Source organism: Brevundimonas sp., from assembly GCF_041648615.1.
Classification (GTDB): Bacteria; Pseudomonadota; Alphaproteobacteria; order Caulobacterales; family Caulobacteraceae; genus Brevundimonas.
Genome location: NZ_JBAZOS010000004.1, coordinates 45051 through 65670 on the forward strand (window position 1 = coordinate 45051; position 20620 = coordinate 65670).

A 20620-nucleotide genomic window follows, 5' to 3' on the forward strand; every position below is an offset into this window, starting at 1 on the left:
CTGCCATAAGGTTGGCGACGCGGTGTCGGTCGCATGGCCGCACACCGCTCCCCCCTCCTGAACCGCAGAATCCTGCTGGCCTCGCTGCTGGCGCCCGGCCCGTCATGGGCCCAGACCGGGATGCCGGCCGGCTCATCAGTCCAACGACTGGCGACAGATTTCTACGCCGCAAGCGGCGGCCGCCGCTCCGCCTGGTCCGGCCCGGCGCGCCAGGAGGCGATCCGGGCTCTGGCCCTGGCCGACCGGCACGGCCTCCCGGCGCCGGACGGTCTGGCTCTGGACGAAGCCGAACTCACCCGGGCCATCCTAACCCTGGCCGAGGCGCTGGCGCACGGGCGGGTCGATCCGGCGACGGTCGAGACCTTGTGGGAGATGGATCGAAACCATATCGATACGCCGCCGCTTCTGGCGAAGGCCGTCGAAGACGGGACGCTGATTGAGACCATGGCCGGCCTCGCGCCCCAGGATCGGGGCTACCAGGGCCTGTGCGACGGCTTCCTCCGCTACCGAGGCATCGCCGATCGCGGCGGCTGGCCCGCCTTCGCCCTAGGCGCGACGATCGAACCCTTCGCTTCCGACCCGCGTATCCCCGCCATCCTGCCGCGCCTGCGGGTGGAGGGCGACCTGAGCGATGCGGCGGCCTCGATGCTGTACCCTTCAGCCGTCGAATACGGGTCGGTGCTGCAGGAGGCTGTTCGGGCCTTTCAGGTCCGCCATGGCCTGGAGGCGGACGCCCGCATCGGCCCGGCGACACAGCGGGCCCTGTCGATCTCCGCCGAGGACCGGGCCCGCCAGATCGCGTTGAACCTGGAACGCCGCCGCTGGCTCAAGCGGGACGTGGCGCCGGAGCGGATCGAGGTCAACACCGCCGCCTCCATCATGGTCTACTGGAAGGACGGGCGGCCGGTGCATTCCATGCGGGTCGTAACGGGCGACGCCGATAATCCGACGCCCAGCCTTGAGCGGCCGTTCGCTTCGGTCGTCGCCAATCCGCCCTGGACGGTGCCCACCTCCATCGCCCAGCGGGAAATCCTGCCGCGCGGCCCAGCCTATATGCGGGCGAACAACATGACGATCCAGAACGGCATGGTAGTCCAGCGCGCGGGCCCCAACGCCGCCCTGGGTCAGGTCAAGTTCGAGCTCCAGGACAGCTACGCCATTTTCCTGCACGATACCCCCTCGCGCGGGGCGTTCGACCAGAGCTTCCGCCATCTCAGCCACGGATGCGTGCGGGTGCAGGACGCCGTGGGCTTCGCCCGCCTGCTGCTGGCGCCCGACCCCGATCGGCTCGCCCGCTTCGATGAGGCGCTGGACAGCGGCCGAACCGTCCGTGTGGCGACCGGGCGACCGATCGACGTGCGCTTGCTGTACTGGACCGCCTTCCTCGACGGACAGGGCCGTGTCGCCTTTCGTGAGGACATTTATCGGCGCGACGCCCGTCTGGCCGGGGCTCTGGGCATCGCCCTGCGCCTGCCGCGACCAGACGAACGGCGCGCCGATGCGAACGATGTCGGCCCCTAGCGACGGTTTGGTCATGCGGCGGCCCCATCGACCGGGGCGTCCAGATGCTGGCCGTCTCCGACGGCTACCGGTGAGCACCTCATCTTCGCCCGCACGCGCGGCGGAAATCGATATCTGTTCCTGGCCCCCCACGGCACGCCCGAGGACAGACTGACTGCGAGCGCACGCGTCTGTCTGTCGGATTTCCCGGAACTTAGCCAGATCGCAGCCTCTCTGCCGACTGTCTGATCCCCAACATGATGGCCGTCGAACGCCGGATCGAGAGGTGCAGCCCCTAGGAGAAACGCGCCGGAACTAAAGAATGTGTACGGGGAGCCTACCCCGCCTTTGCTGGCGCGAGGAGACGCCTCAATTCCTCTATCAGGGGAACCGTGTTCAAGTCGTAGCTTGCGATCATGGCTGGCAGAAAAGTGTCGCGATCCAGCCGAGTCAGGTCGAAGGGATAGCCTGCCGCGTCACCGAGCAGGTGCAAGAACGCGAGCTGCGAGCGACCATTGCCTTCGCGAAATGGGTGGATTGCATTGAGCTCGGCGAGAAACACCGCAGCGGCCGCCACAAAGTCTTCTGCGGAGGTCGCCCCGAAGTCAGGACCGCCTTCGAGACCGCGAAAGAGTTTCGTCATCGTCGAAGCGATGTGCTCTGGAAAGCAGAACGGGTTGCCCCCCTTCGAGGTCCGCACCGTGCGGTACTCGCCGGCCCACCTATAGACATCCTGGAACAGGAATCGGTGGATCGCCCGATAGTGAGCCACGCTGAAATTGCCGATCGGGAGCGGCTCGTTGGCGCGCAGCGTCGTCATCTCGAGCTCGAACGCCTCCAGCGTTTCGAAATCGCGGATGCCCAGGAGGTTCTTGAGTGTTCGGAAGTTCTTGTAGGCGTAGGGGTCGTCGAAGGCGTCATAGCCTCCGTCGTCCATCAGCGCGACTTGTTGCCGGAATAGGCGCGGACGACCTCGGCGCGTTGCTCGTCGGGCGACAGCTTCCTGCGCCGCATCGAGGCGATTCGGTCGAGGCTGGCCTTGCTCAGACTGATGCCCTCGACCGCCGAGATGGCGGCGAAGGTCCGGTCACCCAAGACGCGGGCGTCCGGCGATGCGATACGAGCTTTGACGGGCTTCTTCATGAATCGATCCTAGCACGACCGCGCGCGGGAGGAGCAAGGCCGCGCACGACCTCAACTCGCTCCCTAGCGGTCAAGCAGCCGTCTCGCCTGACTGATTCTGTCCTTCAAGCCGGCTTGGAAGTCGGGATCGCGGCGTCGCGTATCAATATGGGTCGCGATCGCGGCCCTGATCACATCCGATACTGGCAGGTTCTCGACGCTGGCGACGGTCTCGAGAGCCTGGGCCTGCTCTTCGGACAGGCGGACGGTCATGGCTTTAGGAGATTTCATCGCCGCACCAGTGCACCGAAAACGAGTGCTTGTCAATACGATCGGTGGTGTGGTATCTTGGTATCAAGTTTAGGAGGTATCAATGAACGGCAAGAACGACATCGCGGACGACCGCAAGGAGAATGGCCCTGGCAAGGGCGACACGTCCCAAATCCGGATCGATCGGACCCACTACAAGGTCAAGGAGGCGGTCCTAACCGGCGCCGACCTGCGCAAGCTACCGGAGCCCGACATCGGTCCTGATCGGGATCTGTTCGAGGTCGTGCCCGGTGGCTCCGACGTGAAGGTCGAGCTCGACGCCCAAGTCCGCCTGCGTGACGGCATGCGGTTCTTCACCGCGCCGGCCCAGATCAACCCCGGCCGAATCCAGGAGTAACGACCATGCTTCCCCCGAATGAGCAGGCCTACCTCGACGAACGCGCCCCTGCCCGGACGGTCTCCGTCGAGGGGGGCATGATCTGCGTCCTGCTGCCCGCGTATCCCCTGCCGCCCGGCTTCACCACGGCGGCGTCCGACCTGCTGCTCCGGCTGTCGCCCGGCTATCCCGACGTGCCGCCCGACATGTGGTGGTTCGATCCGCCGGTCCAGCGGACTGACGGCCAGGTGATCGTCGCCACGGAATGTCGGGAAAGCCATCTCGGCCGCATCTGGCAGCGCTGGTCCCGGCATCTCAATCCGGGGCAGTGGCGCTCGGGCGTCGATTCGCTGGAGAGCTATTTCTCACTCGTCGACAAGGAGCTGCGGGTCGCGGCCATGGCGCGAGCCGCATGACCCTCACCCTCGTCCTCCCGGGTCCGATCGAGCAGGAGCTGCTGGCCAGCACCCGCGCACTGCTGGAGACCGCCGGCGTGCTGCTCGCCCGTCGGGTGGACACGCCCACCGGCGTGCGCCTACTTGCGCGCCGCATGATCTGGGTTGACGAGGCCGCCTATCTGGAACGCAGCGAGACCCATATGGTAATCGCGTCGCAAGGCTATGTTCCGGCCCTCGGGGCAGCAGAGCTCGACGACTGCGTGCCCATCTGGTTCCACACTCATCCGGGCGAGGGCGCCTCGCCCAGACCGAGCCGTTGGGATCGCAAGGTGGACCGCGACATCGCCGACCTGTTCCGGCTCCGCTCCGGTTCGCCGGACTATGCCACCCTTATCCTGTCGCCCCACGGTGCGCATTACAGCTTCACCGGCGCCGTGCACCCGGAGACGGGGAAGCGCCTTGCGATTGACCGCATCTGGTCGGTCGGCGACCCGTGGCGGCTGACCCGCGCGGCGGACGCCGCCGAGGCGGTCCTTCCAGACATCTTCGACCGCAACGTGCGGGCTTTCGGCCCTACTATTCAGTCCGTTCTCGGCCAACTCGATGTCGCGATCGTCGGTTCTGGCGGCACGGGCTCTGCAGTCGCCGAGCAATTGGTCCGGCTTGGTGTCCGGCGTTTCACACTCGTCGACCCGGACATGCTCTCGGACAGCAATGTCACCCGGGTCTACGGCTCCACCCCAGCAGACGTCAGCCGACCCAAGGTCGAGGTCCTGCGCGACCACCTTATGGACATCGCTCCGGACGCCGTGGTCTCGACCGTGCAGGGTATGGGCACGCTGAAGGCGACGGCACGGCGCCTGACGGGGGCCGACGTTGTGTTTGGTTGCACCGACGACAACGCCGGGCGTCTCGTCCTGTCGCGTCTATCGACCTGGTTCCTCACGCCGGTGATCGACATCGGCGTCCTGCTCAGCAGCACCGCTGATGGCGGCCTGACCGGCATCGACGGTCGCGTCACCACCCTGGCGCCGGGCCACGCCTGTCTCGTATGCCGCGATCGTATCGACCTCGCGCGGGCCGCGGCGGAACTGCAAACCCCCGACGAACGAAAGCGGCTCGCGGACGAGGGCTACGCCCCCGCCCTCGGCCAGACCGAACCCGCCGTCGTCGCCTTCACTACCGCCGTGGCCGCCGCGGCGGTCAACGAACTGCTGGACCGGTTGATCGGCTATGGTCCGCCGGAGCGGCCGAGCGAAACCCTGCTCCGACTTCATGAACGCGAGATCTCGACCAACCGAGCCGACCCCCGACCGCATCATTACTGTCATCCGTCCCAAGCTCACTGGGGCGCGGGCGGCGAAGATCCCTTCCTCGGACAATTGTGGCCTGACGCATGAGATTTTCTTGGTGGACTTGGCTGCCGTTCTGGCGCTGGCGCGTGATCGGCGAGACCGACTATGCCGGCGACGTGCCCGAGCGGCTGCCCCGCAATGGCGTGGTGCTGATCGGCGAGGACCGGCTCAAATGGATCGTCTTCGACTGCCCGTGCCGGCGCGGTCATCGGATCATGCTCAATGCGGACAGCGCGCGTCGTCCTTACTGGACATTGAAAAGCGGCGGCACAATCACAATCTCACCGAGTATAGATTACGTGGGTGGCAATCGCCGTTGCCATTATTTCGTTCACGACGGTCGGATTGAGTGGGTGGGAGACAGTCTCTGATGACGAACGCCAAACAGTCTCCATCTGCAGCGGGTGCCGCGCCGATCATCGAAAAGACGCCGATGTTCACGGCGATGAACGCGGCACGCTACCAGCGCCAGGCGCTGATCCGGGAGATCGAGACCGATAACCCCAACCTGCTTTGCTACGTGGCGGGGCCCAAGGCCCCTGTCGAACGCGCCGATACGCTCGGTTTCGTCGACATGCTGCACAATGTGACGCCCGGTCAGCCGGTCGATCTCTTGCTGCATACGCCGGGCGGGGATGTCGATGCCGCGGAGAAACTGATCACCCTGGTCCGCGCCGCCGTCGGCGACGACAGCGAGTTCCGGGTAATCGTTCCGGACTACGCCAAGAGCGCCGGCACCCTCATGTCGCTCGGCGCGAACAAGATCATCATGAGCGATTCCTCCGAACTCGGTCCGATCGATCCCCAGGTCACCCTGCGCGACGGCAACGGTAATGAACACTCTCAATCGGCGCTCAACTACCTGATGGCCTACAAGGACGCGGAGGATGCGGTACGCGCCAATCCCGACGACGTCGCGGCGCGCATCACCTTCGAGAAATTCGATCCGACCGTAGTGCGCAAGTTCACCTCGGTCCGGAACCGGGCCCAGAAATTCGCCGAGAACCTGCTGAAGCGCCAAGGCGCCAATTTTTCGAAGATCGCCAGTGAACTGATGGACATCACCCGATACCCGTCCCACGGACAGATGATCGGATGGGAAGCGGCCCGCGACATGGGTCTGGAGATCGACTACCGGCCGATGTCCGATCCGACCTGGCGCAAATACTGGGCCCTCTACTGTCACATGCGGCTCGCGATCGAGAGCGATCAGCGGATCTTCGAGTCCAACTATTCGTCCCTGGTTCTCTAGGTCGAAGAAGGAACACGACGATGGCGATGGACAAATTCACCCTACACAAGGACTCGGCGTCAAAGCGGTGGCGTCTGGAAAAAGAAGGCTCGGACCGGGCCGTCAAACTTTTCGACACCAAGGCCGACGCCACCAAAGGCGGAGCCCTGTCGGCGGCCATCGGCAAAGCCGGCGGCTCCGTCCGGATCCGCAAGGTCGACAACACCATCCAGGAAGAGCGGACGATCAGGCCCGCTAAGGATCCGAAGTCCAAGGGCTGAATGCCTGAGTGGCCGACGATCTCCTAGGACACTTCGATACCGGTTCGGGTCGTACGGATAGATGGTCATGTCCGAACAAGCGGGCCGAGTGTCAGAGGCCTCTTCCCATGCGCTCTGAAGAAACTTTGGTTCTGCGGAGCAGACGTCCTTGATGTCCAATGAGTCAGGAGCGGCTATTCACGATCAACCAGACGCCAAAGCATTGTCAGCGGAACCCTCTAATCCAGCGCTCGATCTCGACCTTCTGCCCGCCCCGCGCTAGATCGAGGCCCGCCTTTGCGAGGATGTCCATGTGCGACGACGCGACCTCGGGCCGGCGAGCCATGTCCATGCAGAGCGAGACGACGGCGTGGTGCAGGTCACCCTCCGCAACCAGTCGAAGGGCCCGGGCCTTGGCTGTCTCGATCTCTGATGCGGGTGTAGCCGCCAGCGTGTCGAGGGATCCGCCCCCCTTTTCGGCTGCGGCCGCCGTTGATCCAGTCAGATGTCCGGCCCACGCCGCCAGGGCCGACCGCTTTTCCGGCAGATAGGTGTGACGGTCGTAAACGCCGGTGACCGCGGCCCCCTCGTTTGCCGTATGCCCCAGGACCAGGCCGACGACGAACCGGGTGACGCCGTACCGGCCGGTCAAAGTGGTCGCTCCCGAACGCCGTACATCATGCGGAGAGCCGACCGCGATCTTTCGGCGGGCGCAGGTGCGCGCAAAGGCCCGCGTGATGGCGTGGGGATCCAGATGCTGGTCAGGCGCCCGTCCGGACGGAAATACAAACGGACTTTTCGGATCGAGCGCGAAAGCCTCCTCGAGAACGGTCAGGCAATCCGGACCGAGGGGCACGACGTGCTGATGCTTCGCCTTGGCGCGCGTCGACGGGATGATCCAGACCTTGGCGGCGAGATCGAACTCTGTCTTGAGCGCGCCAGCGACCTCGTTGCGGCGGGTCAGGGTCAGCATCAGGAGCTGGATCGCCAGCCCCATCACCGGTTCGAGGCGGGCGTGGACCCCGGCGGTCTTCTCGCCCGGAGTTCTCGGCGTGCTGGCCTCCACGGCCGCCTGCCAGAGCACCTGGAGTGCGGCATCGTCAAACATGCGTTCGCGGGATGTCAGGGCGAGCGGCCGGGCCAGACCGGCGGCGACGTTTGATTCGAGCCTTTCCTCAAGAACGCCGAACCCGAGCACGGCGTGCAGGACACCTCCGATCGAGGCCACGCTCGCCGCCGACAAACGCTTTTCGGTGATCAGGTTTCGCATGAATGCCTTCACGTCGGCGCGCCGAATCTCGGCGAACTCGCGTCCGCCCAGCGGACGCTGGATGTGGTTTTTCCAGACGCTGCGCTCATTCTGGATGGTGACCGCGCGCTTCGGTTTGCGCCGACCGCCGTGCAATCCGACTTCCGCGGCACTCCAGTAGGCTTCGGCGAGCTGGTCGAGCGTGTCTCCGGCCTTCGCTTCCTCGAGCGCCCGGTCTCGCGCTGCAGTCCTCTCGCCGACCGGGTCCAGTCCCTCATGCACCGCGACGCGCATTGTTGCCGCCTTTGCCTTGGCCTCGGCGAGCGAGAGACCGGGATAGAGACCAAGCACCAGACGTCTGCGCGTGCCGCTCTCGGTGAGGTAGCGAAGCTCGAATTGTTTGGATGACGACGGGAAGACCCGAACCCCGAGGCCCCGGGTTCCGCTGACCTTCTTCTCATAAGCCTTGGCCGCCGGCTTGAGCGCCGCTATCTGCCGGTCTGTGGCAAGCTGAATGGACGTTCCCAAGACACCCTCCGCCTGTTCGCAAATCATGGGACAGGCTGGCCAGACTAGCCTTTCGTGGGGCGCCAGTGGGGCATTTTATGCAGCACTCGTTGAAAACCGCTGAAATGCCAAAAAATCCGACAATCAACGTTTTCAAAATATTACACGAGTTTTGGAATGTAGTGAAACACCCTGAAATGGCTCTTGAGGCGATTCACACCGAGGGGGTCACAGGTTCAATCCCTGTCGCATCCACCATTCCTCCCTGTCAGCGCAAACGCCGGTCATTGAGCGCCCGCCGCCGTCGCGGGCAGCCGGACGATCACATCATCGACCTGCACCCCGCCCCGGTCGACGACGAGGTTCTGGTAGTTGCGCTGGCCTTCCTGGGTCTCGGATTCGACGTTCTCGACCTGCTCCCGAAACTGGCGGCGCAGGTAGGTTGAGAGCTCACCGGCGGTCACCAGCCGGTCGCCGTCTCCGTCGGCCTCGCCTCCCATGCCCGCGCGAAGGAAGTGGGACAGATAGCCCCCGGCCTGGAATTTATCGGCCACGGCGCTGGTCAGGTCCTCTTCCGAGCTGAACAGCCCCATCACCCCGGGCCGGTCCACCACATTACGCGCGAAGCCGCCCGAGAAGCAGGAGTCGATCACCAGCAGCGACAGTCGCGTGCGCAATGTGCCGAACAGCACGGCCATTTCGCCGTCGCTGATCTCGCCGTCGCGCAGCACGATGGACTCGGACCTGCCATCCGGCTCCAGCCCGCTGACCTGCGTATCGGACTGGTCGCCGTGGCCCGAGAAGAAGAACATGAAGGTGTCCTGCGGCCCCGCCTGGGCCGCGACCCGGGCGAAGGCGCGGCGCACGCCGGCGACCGTGGCCTCGGCGTTGGTCAGCACCACGCTGGCGTCGTTCAGCGAGCCGTCCGCGCGCAGGGTCTCGGCCAGCTTGCGGGCGTCCTCGTCGGTGAAATCGAGGGAACTTTGGGCCCCGCCGTAGTCGGACACCCCGACCAGGACCGCGAACACCCGAGCCCCGCCCTGCACCGAGGCCTGCCGCGGCGAGCCGAGGCTGGGGCTGACGCTGAAGCGATAGGAGCCGGTCTCGCCGGGGGCGTAGGACGTGACCATGACCTCGTATTCGCCGTCCTCGGCCAGGACGGTGTCGAGCCGACTGTCGTGGCCGCCGTCGCGGGCGTCGTCGTTCTCCTGCTGGTCCCCCGACGGGGTGGTCAGGATGGTGTAGGCGTCGAAGGCCGAGGACGTCAGCTCCACCGCCACCCGCTGGCCCCGACGGCCGGTGAAACGGAAATGATCGACGTATTCGCCCGATTCCAGGGTGTCGTCGCCGGCGTCCAGCGAACCGCTGACGGCCTGGCCGAGGGTGATCCCGCCGTTGGCCGAAGCGCGCTCGGACGGGCGCACCGGCGGCGGGGCGGGGATTGCGGCCCCTGCGCCGTCCAGCACCGCCAGACGGTATCCGCCCTGCTCGCCCGAGGCGTAGCTGGTTGCGGTGATGCGGTAGTCGCCGTCGGCCGGCAGGGTGACGACCAGCCGACTGTTGCGCCCGTCGGTCACCGCCGGATCGTCGTCGTTGAAGGCCGAGAAATCGCCGGGGCCGCTGATGGCGACGTAAGGATCGAAGGCCGTCGAGGTCAGCCGCAGATCCAGCGTCTGTCCGCGCCGCCCGTGCAGCACATAGCTGTTGATGTATTCGCCGCTGTCCAGTTGACGGTCGCCGGCGCCAAGCCGCCCGTCCAGCGTCTGGCCGAGGCGAATGGCGCGGTCCGAGGCCGTTACGGCGGCCCGGGATGCGACGGAGCCGGTCGCCGCGCCGCCCAGCGTCAGGGTGTAGGCCCCGGTCTCGCCGGGCTCGTAGCTGGTCGCAGAAACTTCGACCACGCCGTCGGCCGGGGCTGTGAACCGCACCCGGCTGTCGTGCGAGCCGCGCGCGGCCGGATCATCGTCATTGTCCTCGCTCAGCCCGCCGGGGCCGCGCACGATCAGATAGGGATCGAAGGCCGAGGACGAGAGATTCAGCTCATAGGTCTGCCCCCGGCGGACCGGGAAGGTCCAGTCGTCGGCGTATTCGCCGCTCTGCAGGGTGTCGTCGCCCCGCGCCAGCCGGCCGCTAACGGGCCGTCCGCTGGTGAGGACCCCCGCGCCCTGCGCGTCCGGAGTCGGCGTCTGTTGCGCGGCCTGCCGGCTCCCGACAGGCCTCTGCGGCGGGGTCAACGCCTGCGCGCAGGCGGCGCCGGCCATGGAGACGAGCGTCAGCGCGGTGGTGGCGGCGAGTATGGTCTTGAGCATGTGATCCCCCGAAATCCCACTCTGCCCGCGAAACGGGGGTCTGTCAGCGGCCATTCGTCGGGGCCTAAATCAGCGGGGGCCACCCTTCGGCCTTGTTCCAAGCATACATCGCCCGCCCTTCGCCGGTCGCCCCTTCTCCGGGGCGAGGCTGGCGCGCGCCGCGTTGGCGCCTTACGGACTGCCCATGCCTTTCCCCGCCAGCCATCCCGCGCTCGATCGCGCCCTTTCCGACCGCGGCTATGCCGAGCCGACGCCGGTTCAGTCCGCCGTCCTTGACGCCGCGCCGAACGAGGACGGCTCGGGTCGCGACCTGCTGGTCTCGGCCCAGACCGGCTCCGGCAAGACCGTCGCCTTCGGCCTGGCCCTGGCCCCCACCCTGCTGGGCGAGGCCGAGAAATTCGCCGAGTTCGGCGCGCCGGTGGCCCTGGTCATCGCCCCGACCCGCGAATTGGCCCTGCAGGTCTCGAACGAATTGCAGTGGCTATACGCCCAGACCGGGGCGCGGATCGTCTCCTGCGTCGGCGGCATGGACCCCAAGGTCGAGCGCCAGGCGCTGAATCGCGGCTGCCACATCGTCGTCGGCACCCCCGGCCGCCTGCGCGACCACCTCGAGCGCGGCTCGCTGGACCTGACGACGCTCAAGGCCGTCGTGCTGGATGAAGCCGACGAGATGCTGGACATGGGCTTCCACGAGGACCTGACCTTCATCCTCGAGACCGCGCCGGCCGAGCGCCGCACCCTGATGTTCTCGGCCACCCTGGCGCGCGACATCGTGCAGCTGGCCAAGACCTATCAGAAGGATGCGCTGCGCATCGACACGGTCGCCGGCGCCGGATCGCACGCCGACATCGAATACAAGGCCATCCGCGTCGCCCCGAACGAGGTCGAACTCGCGGTCGTGAACGTGCTGCGCTATTTCGAGGCCCCCGGGGCGCTGGTGTTCGCCAATACGCGCGAGCGGGTGAAGCATCTGACCTCGAGCCTGCGCGAGCGCGGCTTCTCGGTCGTGGGCCTGTCGGGCGAACTGACCCAGAGCCAGCGGTCGGAAGCGCTGCAGGCGCTTCGGGACGGCCATGCGCGGGTGTGCGTGGCCACCGACGTCGCCGCGCGCGGTCTGGACCTGCCCGATCTGGGTCTGGTCATCCACGCCGAGATCCCGGTCAACAAGGCCGGCCTGCTGCACCGTTCGGGCCGTACGGGCCGCGCCGGCAAGAAGGGCGTCTCGGTCCTGCTGGTCAGCTATACGCGCCGCCGCAAGGTCGAGCTGATGCTGCAATCAGCCTCGATCAACGCCGAATGGTCGGGCCCGCCCTCGGCCGAGATGATCCTCGAGAACGACCGCAAACGCATGCTGGCCGATCCCGTCCTGACCGCGCCGGTCGAGGACGAGGAGGTTCTGGCCCTCGGCCGGAAACTGCTGGAGACCAGCACGCCGGAACAGGTCGCGGCCGCCCTGATCCGCCTGTACCAGCAGAAGCTCCCGGCGCCGGAAGACGTCTTCGACGACGAACGGATGAAGCGCCAGCAGGCCACGGGCAAGAACGACAAGGGCCAGCCGGACGTTCCGTACACGGACTTCGCCCGCGGCGGCGACATGACCTGGTACCGGATCAACATCGGCCGCGACAAGAACGCCGATCCCAAATGGCTGATGCCGACGATCTGCCGCCTGGGCCATGTGACCAAGCGCGACATCGGCTCGATCAAGATCTTCGAACGCGAGACCAAGTTCGAGATCACCCAGGAGATGAAGGCGAAATTCGAGGCCGCCATCGCCCTGGGTCTCGAGGAAGGCGTCAAGATCGACCCCGCCGTGGCCCCCGGCCCGTCGGAGAAACCTGTCAGCCGTTGGGACAAGAAGCCCGCTGGTGGCGGCGACCGTCCCGAGCGGAAGCCCTGGAAGGCGCGTGAAGAGGGCGGCGACAAGCCGGCCTGGAAGCCGCGCGAGGATCGTCCCGAGGGCGAGAAGAAGCCCTGGGTCAAACGCGACGACGCGGCGGCTCCGGCTGAAGGCAAGAAGCCCTGGGTCAAGCGCGAAGAGACCGGCGACAAGCCCGCGTGGAAGGCCCGCGAGGACCGGCCGCAGGGCGAGAAGAAGCCTTGGGTGAAACGGGATGACGCGGCTGCTCCGGCGGCCGAGGGCAAGAAGCCCTGGGTCAAACGCACCCCGAACGATCCCACGCCCGAAGGCAAGAAGCCGTGGGTGAAGAAGCCGCCGGTCGAGGGCAAGACGCCGTGGACGCCGCGCTCGGACGCCGAGGCTGCGCCGGCCGCCGCCGGCGACAAGCCTTGGAAGGGCAAGCCCAAGGGCGGCGATCGTCCGTGGGCGGCCAAGGACGCGCGCGGAAAGCCCGCAGCGCCCCGGGCTCCGTACAAGGGCAAGACCCCGCGCTGATCCCTGCCCGGCCCGCTGGCCGTGAGGATTGATCCGCTCCTGTAACCGTTTACGGTGACCGCAAATCCGGCCTCATGCAGCGCGAAGCGCGGTAGGCCAAACAAGAAGCTGCGGGCAGGAAACATATGGCGGACGTCCGGCTGACCGGCGTGACCAAGAGCTTCGGGACCACCGAGGTTCTCAAGGGCATCGATCTGGAGATCGCGGACGGAGAGTTCGTGGTCTTCGTCGGACCGTCGGGCTGCGGCAAGTCCACCCTGCTGCGCACCATCGCGGGCCTCGAGGAGGCGACCGGCGGCGACATCGCCATCGGCGGCCAGGTCGTCAACGACCTGGGCCCGTCCGACCGGGGCATCGCCATGGTGTTCCAGTCCTACGCCCTCTATCCGCACATGAGCGTCTACGAGAACATGGCCTTCGGGCTGAAGTTGTCGAAGGCCGACAAGGGCGAGATCGACCGCCGGGTGCGGGGCGCGGCCGAAACGCTGAACATCACAGACCTGCTGGAGAGAAAGCCGAAGGCCCTGTCCGGCGGCCAGAGACAACGGGTCGCCATCGGCCGGGCCATCGTGCGCGAGCCGCAGGTGTTCCTGTTCGATGAACCCCTGTCCAACCTCGACGCCGCCCTGCGGGTGCGGATGCGTTACGAGTTCGCCAGCCTGCATGAGCGACTGAAGACGACCATGGTCTATGTCACCCACGACCAGGTCGAGGCGATGACCCTGGCGGACCGGATCGTGGTGCTGAACGCCGGCCGGATCGAACAGGTCGGCAAGCCGATGGAGCTGTACGAGCGGCCCCGCAACCTGTTCGTGGCCGAGTTCATCGGCAGTCCGAAGATGAACCTGCTGCCGGTCGGGATCGTCACCGCCACGGCCAAGGGCGCGACGGTGCGGACGGCGGCGGGCGAAATGCTGACGGTCGCGGTCGATGCGGCGCGGGCGAAGGTGGGCGACACGGTCACCCTGGGCGTGCGGCCCGAGCATCTGACCACGGCGGGCAAGGGCGATGCGATCCGCGCCGCGGTGACCTTCGTCGAGACGCTGGGGCACGCGACCTACGCCTATCTGACGGCCGGGGAGGCGCCGCTGACGGTGCTGTTGCCGGGCGACGTGCGGCCGGCGGCGGGCGAGACGCTGAGCCTGAAGGTCCCGGCGGATCAGGCGCATCTGTTCGACGCCGACGGCGAGGCTTTCGCGCGGCTGTAGGCTCCGCGTGTTGCATCGCACAAGCTGAGCCTTCTACATGGCGGGATGCCCGCACCGGCCACGCTCACCGTCGATCTGAACGCCCTCGCCGCGAACTTCCATGCGCTGGAGGCGGCGGGCGGCGTTCCCGTGCATCCGGTGGTCAAGGCCGACAGCTACGGGCTGGGGGCCGTCGCCTGCGCGACGCGGCTGACAGCCGAGGGGGCGCGGACCTTCTTCGTGGCGCGGACCAACGAGGGGGAGCGGCTGCGGGCGGCGCTGGGCGAGGCGCCGGCGATCTATGTGCTGGACGGATGTCTGGCCGGGCGGGCGGAGCGATTGCGGGCGGCGGGGCTGAAGCCGGTGCTCAACACGGGCGCTCAGCTGGCGGAGTGGCGGGCGGCCGGTGGCGGCGCGTGCGGGCTGCAGATCGACACGGGGATGAACCGGCTGGGCTTCCGCGTCGAGGACGCGCCCGAGCCGTTCGAAGGGCTGGATCTGGTGCTCAGCCATCTGGCCTGCGCCGATGATCCGGCCGAGCCCATGAATGCGCGGCAGCGGGACGCCTTCGCGGCGGCGGCGGGGCGCTACCCGGGGACGGTGCGGTCGTTCGCCAATTCGGGCGGGGCGTTTCTGGGGGCGGACTATGCGTTCGACGCCCTGCGGCCCGGCGTCTGCCTGTACGGCGGCGGGCCCGAGGGACGGCCGGATGCGCGCATCCGGCCGGTGGCGACGCTGGCGGCCGAGGTGCTGCAGGTGCGCGAGGTCCCGGCGGGCGAGAGCGTCGGCTATTCGCGCGGCTTCGTGGCGGAGCGGCCGACGCGGATCGCGACCTGCGCCGCGGGCTATGCGGACGGGGTGATGCGCGCCAACAGCCCGAAAGGCCTGGTCTTCGTCGCCGGTCAGCTGCGGCCGATCGTGGGGCGGGTGTCGATGGACGTCTGCGCCGTCGACGTGACCGGACTGGAGGTCGCGACCGGCGACCGGGTCGAGCTGTTCGGCGCGAACCGGATGCTGGACGAGGCTGCGGCGGCGGCGGGGACCATCGCCTATGAGCTGCTCACCTCGGTCACCGCCCGGGTTCCCCGCGTCTACGTCTGAGCCTCAGCGGGCGTCCCGCACCACATCGCCGCCCTTGATGACCACGGGCACGGTTTCCAGCATCCGCACATCCGCCAGCGGATCGCCCGACACGGCGATCAGATCGCCGTAGCGGCCGGCGGCGATGGCGCCGACGTCGCCTTCGCGGCCGAGAGCCTGGGCGGCGTTCCAGGTGGCGGCGCGGATCGCCTCGGCCGGGGTCATGCCGTATTCGACCATGACGGCGAACTGTTTCGCGTTCTGGCCGTGGGGATAGATGGCGGCGTCGGAGCCGAACACCATGCGGGCGCCGGCGCGGTGGGCGGCGCGGAAATTGTCGCGCTGCAGCTGGCCGATCTCCCGATCCTTGCGCAGATTGTCCTCGGTGACGCCGAACTCGGTGCCCGTCGCCTGGGTGAAGTCGGTGTTGTAGATGTCCATCGACAGCCAGGTCCCGCGCTGGACCGCCAGCCGGATGCCCTCGGCGTCGATCAGCGAGGCGTGTTCGATGGTGTCGATGCCGGCGCGGATGGCGTCGGCGATGCCCGAGGCGCCGTGGGCGTGAGCCGCGACCTTGAGACCCCACATATGCGCCTCGTCGGCGACGGCGGTCAGTTCGGCCAGGGTCATCTGCTGCTGGCCCGGCTCGGTGTTGCGCGAGAAGACGCCGCCGGTGGCGCAGACCTTGATCACCTGGGCCCCGTATTTGCGCACCTCGCGGACGCTGTGTCGGGCGGCGTCGACGCTGTCGGCATTGTAGTCATTGGCCTGGGCCATGGAGCGCGGCAGGCCGGTGTCGTCGCAATGGCCGCCGGTGGCGCCGAAGGAGACGCCCGCCGGGATGACCCGCGGCCCCTCGATGAAGCCGGCGTCGATGGCCTGACGCAGGGCGACGTCGGCGAAGTCGGGGCCGCCCAGATTGCGGACGGTGGTGAAGCCGGCCATCAGATTGGCGCGGGCGTTGGGGACCTGAAGCACCGTCTCGAAGTCGTCGGCGTATTCCAGAACCTTGAAGCCGGAGACGTACGGCGTGCCGGCCAGGTGGACGTGCATGTCGATCAGGCCGGGCAGCAGGGTCAGGCCCGGCAGGTCGAGGCGGCGGGCGTCGGCCGGCAGGCCCGCGGGGACGGCGCTTCCGACCGAGGTGATCCGGCCGTCGGTGACGACGACGACGGGATTGTCGACATAGCGGCCGCGCTCGACGTCGACCATGCGGGCGGCGGTGACGACGAGGGTGTCGGCGTGGGCGGGCGCGGCGAGGCCGAGCGTGAGTGCGATGGCGGCGGCCAGACGGTGCAGCATTTGGTGATGGTCTCCCCTGTGGGCGTGAAGCTGGCATGGCGGGGGCCGGCGGGCAACGGGTGCGCCGCCGACCGCACGGCTTCGGGGGCGGGAGTCCCCACTCTCACGATTAAAAATCATCATGACGAATGGGCCGGGACGACCGGATCACCGCGAGGCGGACGCCGGGGCCTGAGGCGGCTCCGGGCGAGGCTGGGTGTTGTCAAAGACCAGTCCCCGTGGGGATTTGATCCAGTATGCATGGCGATGCGTCAAACGCGGACGCAGGGGGTTTGGGGGGGGCGACTGGAGCCGGGATGAAGGGGCGGGATGGGCGAAAAAATGTCTCGAGAGTCCCGGGCTGGAGGGGGCGAGAGTCCTCATCTCGACCATGCGAATTTCGTCTCCTCCCCATCGCAGATGGGGAGGTGGATCGGAGGCGGAGCCGACGAGACGGAGGGGGCTGCGCCTACGTCATTTCCGGACGTACCTGTTCGTGAGCCCCCTGCCCCGCCGCGCGCGACTCCTGTAAGCCGGACGCATGGCGAGAGACGGTGCGATCTATGTTTGTCAGTCCTGCGGGGCGGTGCACGGCAAGTGGGCCGGCCAGTGCGGGGCGTGCGGGCAGTGGAACTCCATCGTCGAGGAGAGCCGCGCGGCGCCGCCGGGGGCGATGAAGCCGGCGACGAGCGCGGCCGGGCGCGGGCGCGGGGTGCAGTTCGAGGGACTGCAGTCCGAGACACCGGAGCCGCCGCGCATCATCACCGGGGTGGCCGAGTTCGACCGGGTCTGCGGCGGCGGGGTGGTGCCCGGTTCGGCGATCCTGCTGAGCGGCGATCCGGGCGTCGGCAAGTCGACCCTGCTGCTGGACGTGGCCGGCCGCGCGGCCCTGTCCGGGCGGCGGGTGGCCTATATCTCGGGCGAGGAGGCGGTCGAGCAGATCCGGGCGCGGGCGAAGCGGATGGGGCTGGAGAAGGCCCCCGTCGAACTGGCCTCGGCCACGGCTCTGCGCGACATTCTGGGGACGCTGAAGCGCGAGAAGTTCGACATCGTCATCGTCGATTCGATCCAGACGCTTTGGTCCGACGCCCATGAGGCGGGGCCGGGCTCGGTGACCCAGGTGCGGGCCTGCGCCGGGGAGATGGTGCGGCTGGCCAAGTCGCAGGGGGTGGCGGTGGTGCTGGTCGGGCATGTGACCAAGGACGGGCAGGTCGCCGGCCCGCGCGTGGTCGAGCATATGGTCGACGCGGTGCTGAGCTTCGAGGGCGAGCGCGGCTATCCGTTCCGCATCCTCAGGGCCGGCAAGAACCGCTTCGGCGCCACCGACGAGATCGGGGTGTTCGAGATGGGAGACGCGGGTCTGCGCGAGGTGGCCAATCCTTCGGCCCTGTTCCTCGGCGAGGGTCGGGACCGGGCCCCGGGCGCGGCGGTGTTCGCCGGCATCGAGGGCTCGCGGCCGGTGCTGGTCGAGATGCAGGCGCTGGTGTCGAAATCGGCCTATGGCACGCCGCGCCGGGCCGTGGTGGGCTGGGACACCGGGCGGCTGGCCATGGTTCTGGCGGTGCTGGAGGCGCGGTGCGGCTTCGGCTTCGGCGATCAGGACGTCTATCTGAACGTGGCCGGCGGTCTGCGCATCAATGAGCCGGCGGCGGATCTGGCGGCGGCGGCGGCGTTGATCAGTTCGGCGACCGACACCCCCCTGCCCCAGGGCTGCGTCGTGTTCGGCGAGATCAGCCTGTCGGGCGAGGTGCGGGCCGTGGGCCGGGCCGAGGCGCGGCTGCGCGAGGCCCAGAAGCTGGGCTTCGATCAGGCCCTGACGCCGCCCCTCACGGTCAAGGACAAGGGGGTCAAGGTGACGTCGGTGACGCGATTGACCGAAGCGGTCGAACGAATCTCGCAAAACCGCTATTGAGATCGGACTGATCTCAGTTCGGGCGCGCATGACCGGTTTCGACGTTATCGCCATTCTGGTCATCCTCGCCTCGGCCGCGGCCGGCTGGGTGCGCGGGGGGACGCGCGAGATCATCACCCTGCTGAGCTTCGTGCTGGCGGCGTTTCTCGCCCTGGTGACGCTGCCGCTGACGGCGCCGCTGGGCCGGGCCCTGGTCGATCCGGACTGGATGGGGACCATCGCGGCGGCCGTCGTTTCCTTCCTCGCCATCTATTTCGGCATCCGCCTGTTCGGCTCGATCCTGTCGAAGCGGGCCCAGGCCCATCCGCAGCTGGGCGGGATTGACCGGATCGCGGGCGTCTTCGTCGGCGCGGCCCGGTCGCTGGTGCTGCTGGGAGCCATCCATCTGGTCATCGTCGCGGCCATGCCGGGCGAGAAAACGCCGCGCTGGCTGAGCGAGGCGGCCCTGCGGCCGGTCACGGCGGGCGCCGCGCGGCTGATCCAGTTCGTGCTTCCCGGCATCGGCCGGGGCGCGGACGCCCTCACCCCGATGGTGACTTCGTCCGTGAGCAAAGGGTTTTCGGACGAAGAAGCCTTGCCCTCGCCCCAAACAAACAATACTTCGCGCCCGTCCGCCGCACGCTAGCGTTCCCTGCTTCATCGGAGCCCCACGATGAGCCGCCTCGAGCATTCCATCGCCGCCCCGGTCGTTCACCGGGCGCACCATCGCGACGCGGACGACGACCGTCCGCGCCTGGAATGCGGCGTCTGCGGCGTCTGGGGGGCTGACAAGGACGCGGCCTCGGCCGTGGTGGCCCTGGGCCTGCACGCCCTGCAGCATCGCGGCCAGGAGGCCTGCGGCATCGCCAGCGTGCATGACACCCGCTTCCACACCGAGCGCCACATGGGTCTGGTCGGCGAAGCCTTCGGCGGCGCCGACCTGCCCGAGCGTCTGCCCGGCACGGCGGCCGTCGGACACACCCGCTATTCGACGGCGGGCGGCAGCTTCCTGCGCAACATCCAGCCGATGTTCGCCGATCTGGACCAGGGCGGCATCGCCATCGCCCACAACGGCAATCTGACCAATTTCCTGTATCTGCGGAACCAGCTGGTCGGCGAAGGGGCGATCTTCCAGTCGACCTCGGACTCGGAGGTCATCCTTCACCTGATCGCGCGCAGCCGGAAGGCCAAGATCGTCGACCGCTTCATCGACGCCATCGGCCGGATCGAGGGCGGCTACGCCCTGGTCTGCGCCACCCGTTCGAAGCTGATCGGCGCGCGCGATCCGCTGGGCATCCGGCCGCTGGTGCTGGGCCGGCTGGGCGACGCCTGGGTGCTGGCGTCCGAGACCTGCGCCCTGGACACGATAGGCGCGACCTTCGAGCGCGACGTCGAGCATGGCGAGGTGGTCGTGATCGACCACGAGGGGCTGAAGTCGCTGAAGCCCTTCCCCACCCGCGGGGCCCGGCCCTGCCTGTTCGAATATGTCTATTTCTCGCGCCCCGACAGCGTCGTGAACGGCCGCTCGGTCTATGGCGTGCGCAAGCGTATGGGCATGAAGCTGGCCCGCGAGCACGCGGTCGAGGCCGATGTGGTGGTGCCGGTGCCCGACTCCGGCGTGCCGGCGGCGCTGGGCTACGCCCAGGAGAGCGGCATTCCCTATGAGATGGGGATCATCCGCAGCCACTATCTGGGCCGCACCTTCATCCAGCCCAGCCAGGGCGCCCGGCAGAAGGGGGTGCGGATGAAGCACAGCCCCAACGGCTCGGTGCTGAAGGGCAAGCGGGTGGTGCTGATCGACGATTCCATCGTGCGCGGCACGACGTCGGTGAAGCTGGTGCGGGCCGTGCGGGCCGCAGGCGCGACCGAGGTGCACCTGCGCTCGGCCAGCCCGCCGATCCTGTGGCCGGACTTCTACGGCATCGACATGCCCGAGCGGGACCAGCTGATCGCCGCCAACAAGACGCTGGAGGAGATGAAGGCCTTCCTCGAGGTCGACTCCCTGGGCTTCCTGTCGGTCGACGGCCTGTACGACGCCATGGAGGCCGGACCGCGCGATCCGCACAATCCGCAGTTCACCGACCACTATTTCACCGGCGAATACCCGACCCGTCTGCTGGATCGCGAGATCGAGGAAGGCGGGCGCGAGGTGGCGGCGCGGCAACTTTCCCTGCTGGTCAGCGCTTAAGGCTCAATCCGTTCCTTCAGA

At 67.9% G+C, this 20620-nt stretch carries 19 protein-coding genes; 13 read left to right on the forward strand and 6 right to left on the reverse strand.

Features of this window, described 5'->3' with window-relative positions; all coding sequences use genetic code 11:
• The first annotated feature begins 33 nt into the window (after window positions 1-33).
• Window positions 34-1521 (forward strand): murein L,D-transpeptidase, encoded by a 1488-nt coding sequence (locus WC555_RS03265; RefSeq protein WP_373251094.1) that lies wholly within the window; start codon window positions 34-36, stop codon window positions 1519-1521.
• A gap of 316 nt (window positions 1522-1837) precedes the next feature.
• Here WC555_RS03265 and WC555_RS03270 read toward each other — a convergent pair whose 3' ends face one another.
• The 3 genes from WC555_RS03270 to WC555_RS03280 form a co-directional block, all read right to left on the reverse strand.
• Complete coding sequence (locus tag WC555_RS03270; protein WP_373251096.1) at window positions 1838-2437, reverse strand: Fic/DOC family protein; 600 nt, start codon at window positions 2435-2437, stop codon at window positions 1838-1840.
• Window positions 2437-2643: a hypothetical protein gene (locus tag WC555_RS03275; RefSeq protein WP_322260307.1), complete on the reverse strand. Its 207-nt coding sequence runs from the start codon at window positions 2641-2643 to the stop codon at window positions 2437-2439. The genes WC555_RS03270 and WC555_RS03275 overlap by 1 nt, the downstream gene beginning before the upstream one ends.
• A gap of 63 nt (window positions 2644-2706) precedes the next feature.
• Window positions 2707-2895 carry a DUF6290 family protein gene (locus tag WC555_RS03280; RefSeq protein WP_298747902.1) on the reverse strand — a complete coding sequence of 63 codons (189 nt, stop codon included), beginning with the start codon at window positions 2893-2895 and terminating at the stop codon, window positions 2707-2709.
• A 100-nt stretch (window positions 2896-2995) separates the two neighbouring features.
• Here WC555_RS03280 and WC555_RS03285 point away from each other — a divergent pair, with 100 nt between their 5' ends.
• The 6 genes from WC555_RS03285 to WC555_RS03310 are packed head-to-tail and all read left to right on the forward strand — an operon-like array spanning window position 2996 to window position 6533.
• Window positions 2996-3289 carry a multiubiquitin domain-containing protein gene (locus WC555_RS03285; RefSeq protein ID WP_298747900.1) on the forward strand — a complete coding sequence of 98 codons (294 nt, stop codon included), beginning with the start codon at window positions 2996-2998 and terminating at the stop codon, window positions 3287-3289.
• Window positions 3290-3294: 5 nt separating this feature from the next.
• Window positions 3295-3684: an E2/UBC family protein gene (locus WC555_RS03290; RefSeq protein WP_298747898.1), complete on the forward strand. Its 390-nt coding sequence runs from the start codon at window positions 3295-3297 to the stop codon at window positions 3682-3684.
• Complete coding sequence (locus tag WC555_RS03295) at window positions 3681-5066, forward strand: ThiF family adenylyltransferase (RefSeq protein WP_298747896.1); 1386 nt, start codon at window positions 3681-3683, stop codon at window positions 5064-5066. Before WC555_RS03290 ends, WC555_RS03295 begins: the two co-directional genes overlap by 4 nt.
• Window positions 5067-5107: 41 nt before the next feature.
• On the forward strand, window positions 5108-5392 hold the full coding sequence (locus tag WC555_RS03300; RefSeq protein WP_298747893.1) for a DUF6527 family protein: 285 nt from the start codon (window positions 5108-5110) through the stop codon (window positions 5390-5392).
• Entirely contained in the window at window positions 5392-6273 is an 882-nt protein-coding gene (locus WC555_RS03305) for a hypothetical protein (protein ID WP_298747890.1), read from the forward strand. The genes WC555_RS03300 and WC555_RS03305 overlap by 1 nt, the downstream gene beginning before the upstream one ends.
• A 20-nt stretch (window positions 6274-6293) precedes the next feature.
• The gene (locus WC555_RS03310; protein WP_322260313.1) at window positions 6294-6533 is read left to right on the forward strand and encodes a DUF2188 domain-containing protein; all 240 of its coding nucleotides are present in this window, start codon (window positions 6294-6296) and stop codon (window positions 6531-6533) included.
• 205 nt (window positions 6534-6738) lie between these two features.
• On the opposite strand, the gene WC555_RS03315 is transcribed toward WC555_RS03310, so the two are convergent.
• The gene (locus tag WC555_RS03315; protein WP_373251098.1) at window positions 6739-8289 is read right to left on the reverse strand and encodes a tyrosine-type recombinase/integrase; all 1551 of its coding nucleotides are present in this window, start codon (window positions 8287-8289) and stop codon (window positions 6739-6741) included.
• Window positions 8290-8552: 263 nt separating this feature from the next.
• Window positions 8553-10577: a pre-peptidase C-terminal domain-containing protein gene (locus tag WC555_RS03320; protein WP_373251100.1), complete on the reverse strand. Its 2025-nt coding sequence runs from the start codon at window positions 10575-10577 to the stop codon at window positions 8553-8555.
• A 184-nt stretch (window positions 10578-10761) separates the two neighbouring features.
• Between WC555_RS03320 and WC555_RS03325 the strand changes: the two genes are divergently transcribed.
• From WC555_RS03325 to alr, 3 genes are all read left to right on the forward strand, one after another.
• Window positions 10762-12972, forward strand: a complete 2211-nt coding sequence (locus tag WC555_RS03325) for a DEAD/DEAH box helicase (protein WP_373251101.1) — start codon at window positions 10762-10764, stop codon at window positions 12970-12972.
• 125 nt (window positions 12973-13097) lie between these two features.
• Complete coding sequence (locus tag WC555_RS03330) at window positions 13098-14180, forward strand: ABC transporter ATP-binding protein (RefSeq protein ID WP_373251103.1); 1083 nt, start codon at window positions 13098-13100, stop codon at window positions 14178-14180.
• A 45-nt stretch (window positions 14181-14225) separates the two neighbouring features.
• A complete protein-coding gene (gene alr, locus WC555_RS03335) occupies window positions 14226-15260 on the forward strand; it encodes an alanine racemase (protein WP_373251105.1) in 1035 nt (344 codons plus the stop codon).
• A gap of 3 nt (window positions 15261-15263) precedes the next feature.
• On the opposite strand, the gene WC555_RS03340 is transcribed toward alr, so the two are convergent.
• Window positions 15264-16541 carry an amidohydrolase family protein gene (locus WC555_RS03340; RefSeq protein ID WP_373251107.1) on the reverse strand — a complete coding sequence of 426 codons (1278 nt, stop codon included), beginning with the start codon at window positions 16539-16541 and terminating at the stop codon, window positions 15264-15266.
• Between the two features lie 520 nt (window positions 16542-17061).
• On the opposite strand from WC555_RS03340, the gene radA reads away from it, so the two are divergent.
• Genes radA through purF form a run of 3 tightly spaced genes read left to right on the forward strand, consistent with a single transcriptional unit; the run spans window position 17062 to window position 20599 of the window.
• A complete protein-coding gene (radA, locus tag WC555_RS03345) occupies window positions 17062-18432 on the forward strand; it encodes a DNA repair protein RadA (protein ID WP_373251109.1) in 1371 nt (456 codons plus the stop codon).
• 28 nt (window positions 18433-18460) lie between these two features.
• The gene (locus WC555_RS03350; RefSeq protein WP_373251111.1) at window positions 18461-19057 is read left to right on the forward strand and encodes a CvpA family protein; all 597 of its coding nucleotides are present in this window, start codon (window positions 18461-18463) and stop codon (window positions 19055-19057) included.
• A 27-nt stretch (window positions 19058-19084) separates the two neighbouring features.
• Window positions 19085-20599, forward strand: a complete 1515-nt coding sequence (purF, locus tag WC555_RS03355; protein WP_373251113.1) for an amidophosphoribosyltransferase — start codon at window positions 19085-19087, stop codon at window positions 20597-20599.
• Window positions 20600-20620: the final 21 nt, after the last annotated feature.

Coding starts and splice junctions, on each gene's coding strand:
- alr (WP_373251105.1), top strand. CDS start 14,226: ATGCCCGCACCGGCCACGCTCACCGTCGATCTGAACGCCCTCGCCGCG.
- WC555_RS03285 (WP_298747900.1), top strand. CDS start 2,996: ATGAACGGCAAGAACGACATCGCGGACGACCGCAAGGAGAATGGCCCT.
- WC555_RS03320 (WP_373251100.1), bottom strand. CDS start 10,577: ATGCTCAAGACCATACTCGCCGCCACCACCGCGCTGACGCTCGTCTCC.
- WC555_RS03295 (WP_298747896.1), top strand. CDS start 3,681: ATGACCCTCACCCTCGTCCTCCCGGGTCCGATCGAGCAGGAGCTGCTG.
- WC555_RS03310 (WP_322260313.1), top strand. CDS start 6,294: ATGGCGATGGACAAATTCACCCTACACAAGGACTCGGCGTCAAAGCGG.
- WC555_RS03290 (WP_298747898.1), top strand. CDS start 3,295: ATGCTTCCCCCGAATGAGCAGGCCTACCTCGACGAACGCGCCCCTGCC.
- WC555_RS03270 (WP_373251096.1), bottom strand. CDS start 2,437: ATGGACGACGGAGGCTATGACGCCTTCGACGACCCCTACGCCTACAAG.
- WC555_RS03340 (WP_373251107.1), bottom strand. CDS start 16,541: ATGCTGCACCGTCTGGCCGCCGCCATCGCACTCACGCTCGGCCTCGCC.
- WC555_RS03350 (WP_373251111.1), top strand. CDS start 18,461: ATGACCGGTTTCGACGTTATCGCCATTCTGGTCATCCTCGCCTCGGCC.
- WC555_RS03280 (WP_298747902.1), bottom strand. CDS start 2,895: ATGACCGTCCGCCTGTCCGAAGAGCAGGCCCAGGCTCTCGAGACCGTC.
- purF (WP_373251113.1), top strand. CDS start 19,085: ATGAGCCGCCTCGAGCATTCCATCGCCGCCCCGGTCGTTCACCGGGCG.
- WC555_RS03305 (WP_298747890.1), top strand. CDS start 5,392: ATGACGAACGCCAAACAGTCTCCATCTGCAGCGGGTGCCGCGCCGATC.
- WC555_RS03330 (WP_373251103.1), top strand. CDS start 13,098: ATGGCGGACGTCCGGCTGACCGGCGTGACCAAGAGCTTCGGGACCACC.
- WC555_RS03275 (WP_322260307.1), bottom strand. CDS start 2,643: ATGAAGAAGCCCGTCAAAGCTCGTATCGCATCGCCGGACGCCCGCGTC.
- WC555_RS03325 (WP_373251101.1), top strand. CDS start 10,762: ATGCCTTTCCCCGCCAGCCATCCCGCGCTCGATCGCGCCCTTTCCGAC.
- WC555_RS03265 (WP_373251094.1), top strand. CDS start 34: ATGGCCGCACACCGCTCCCCCCTCCTGAACCGCAGAATCCTGCTGGCC.
- radA (WP_373251109.1), top strand. CDS start 17,062: ATGGCGAGAGACGGTGCGATCTATGTTTGTCAGTCCTGCGGGGCGGTG.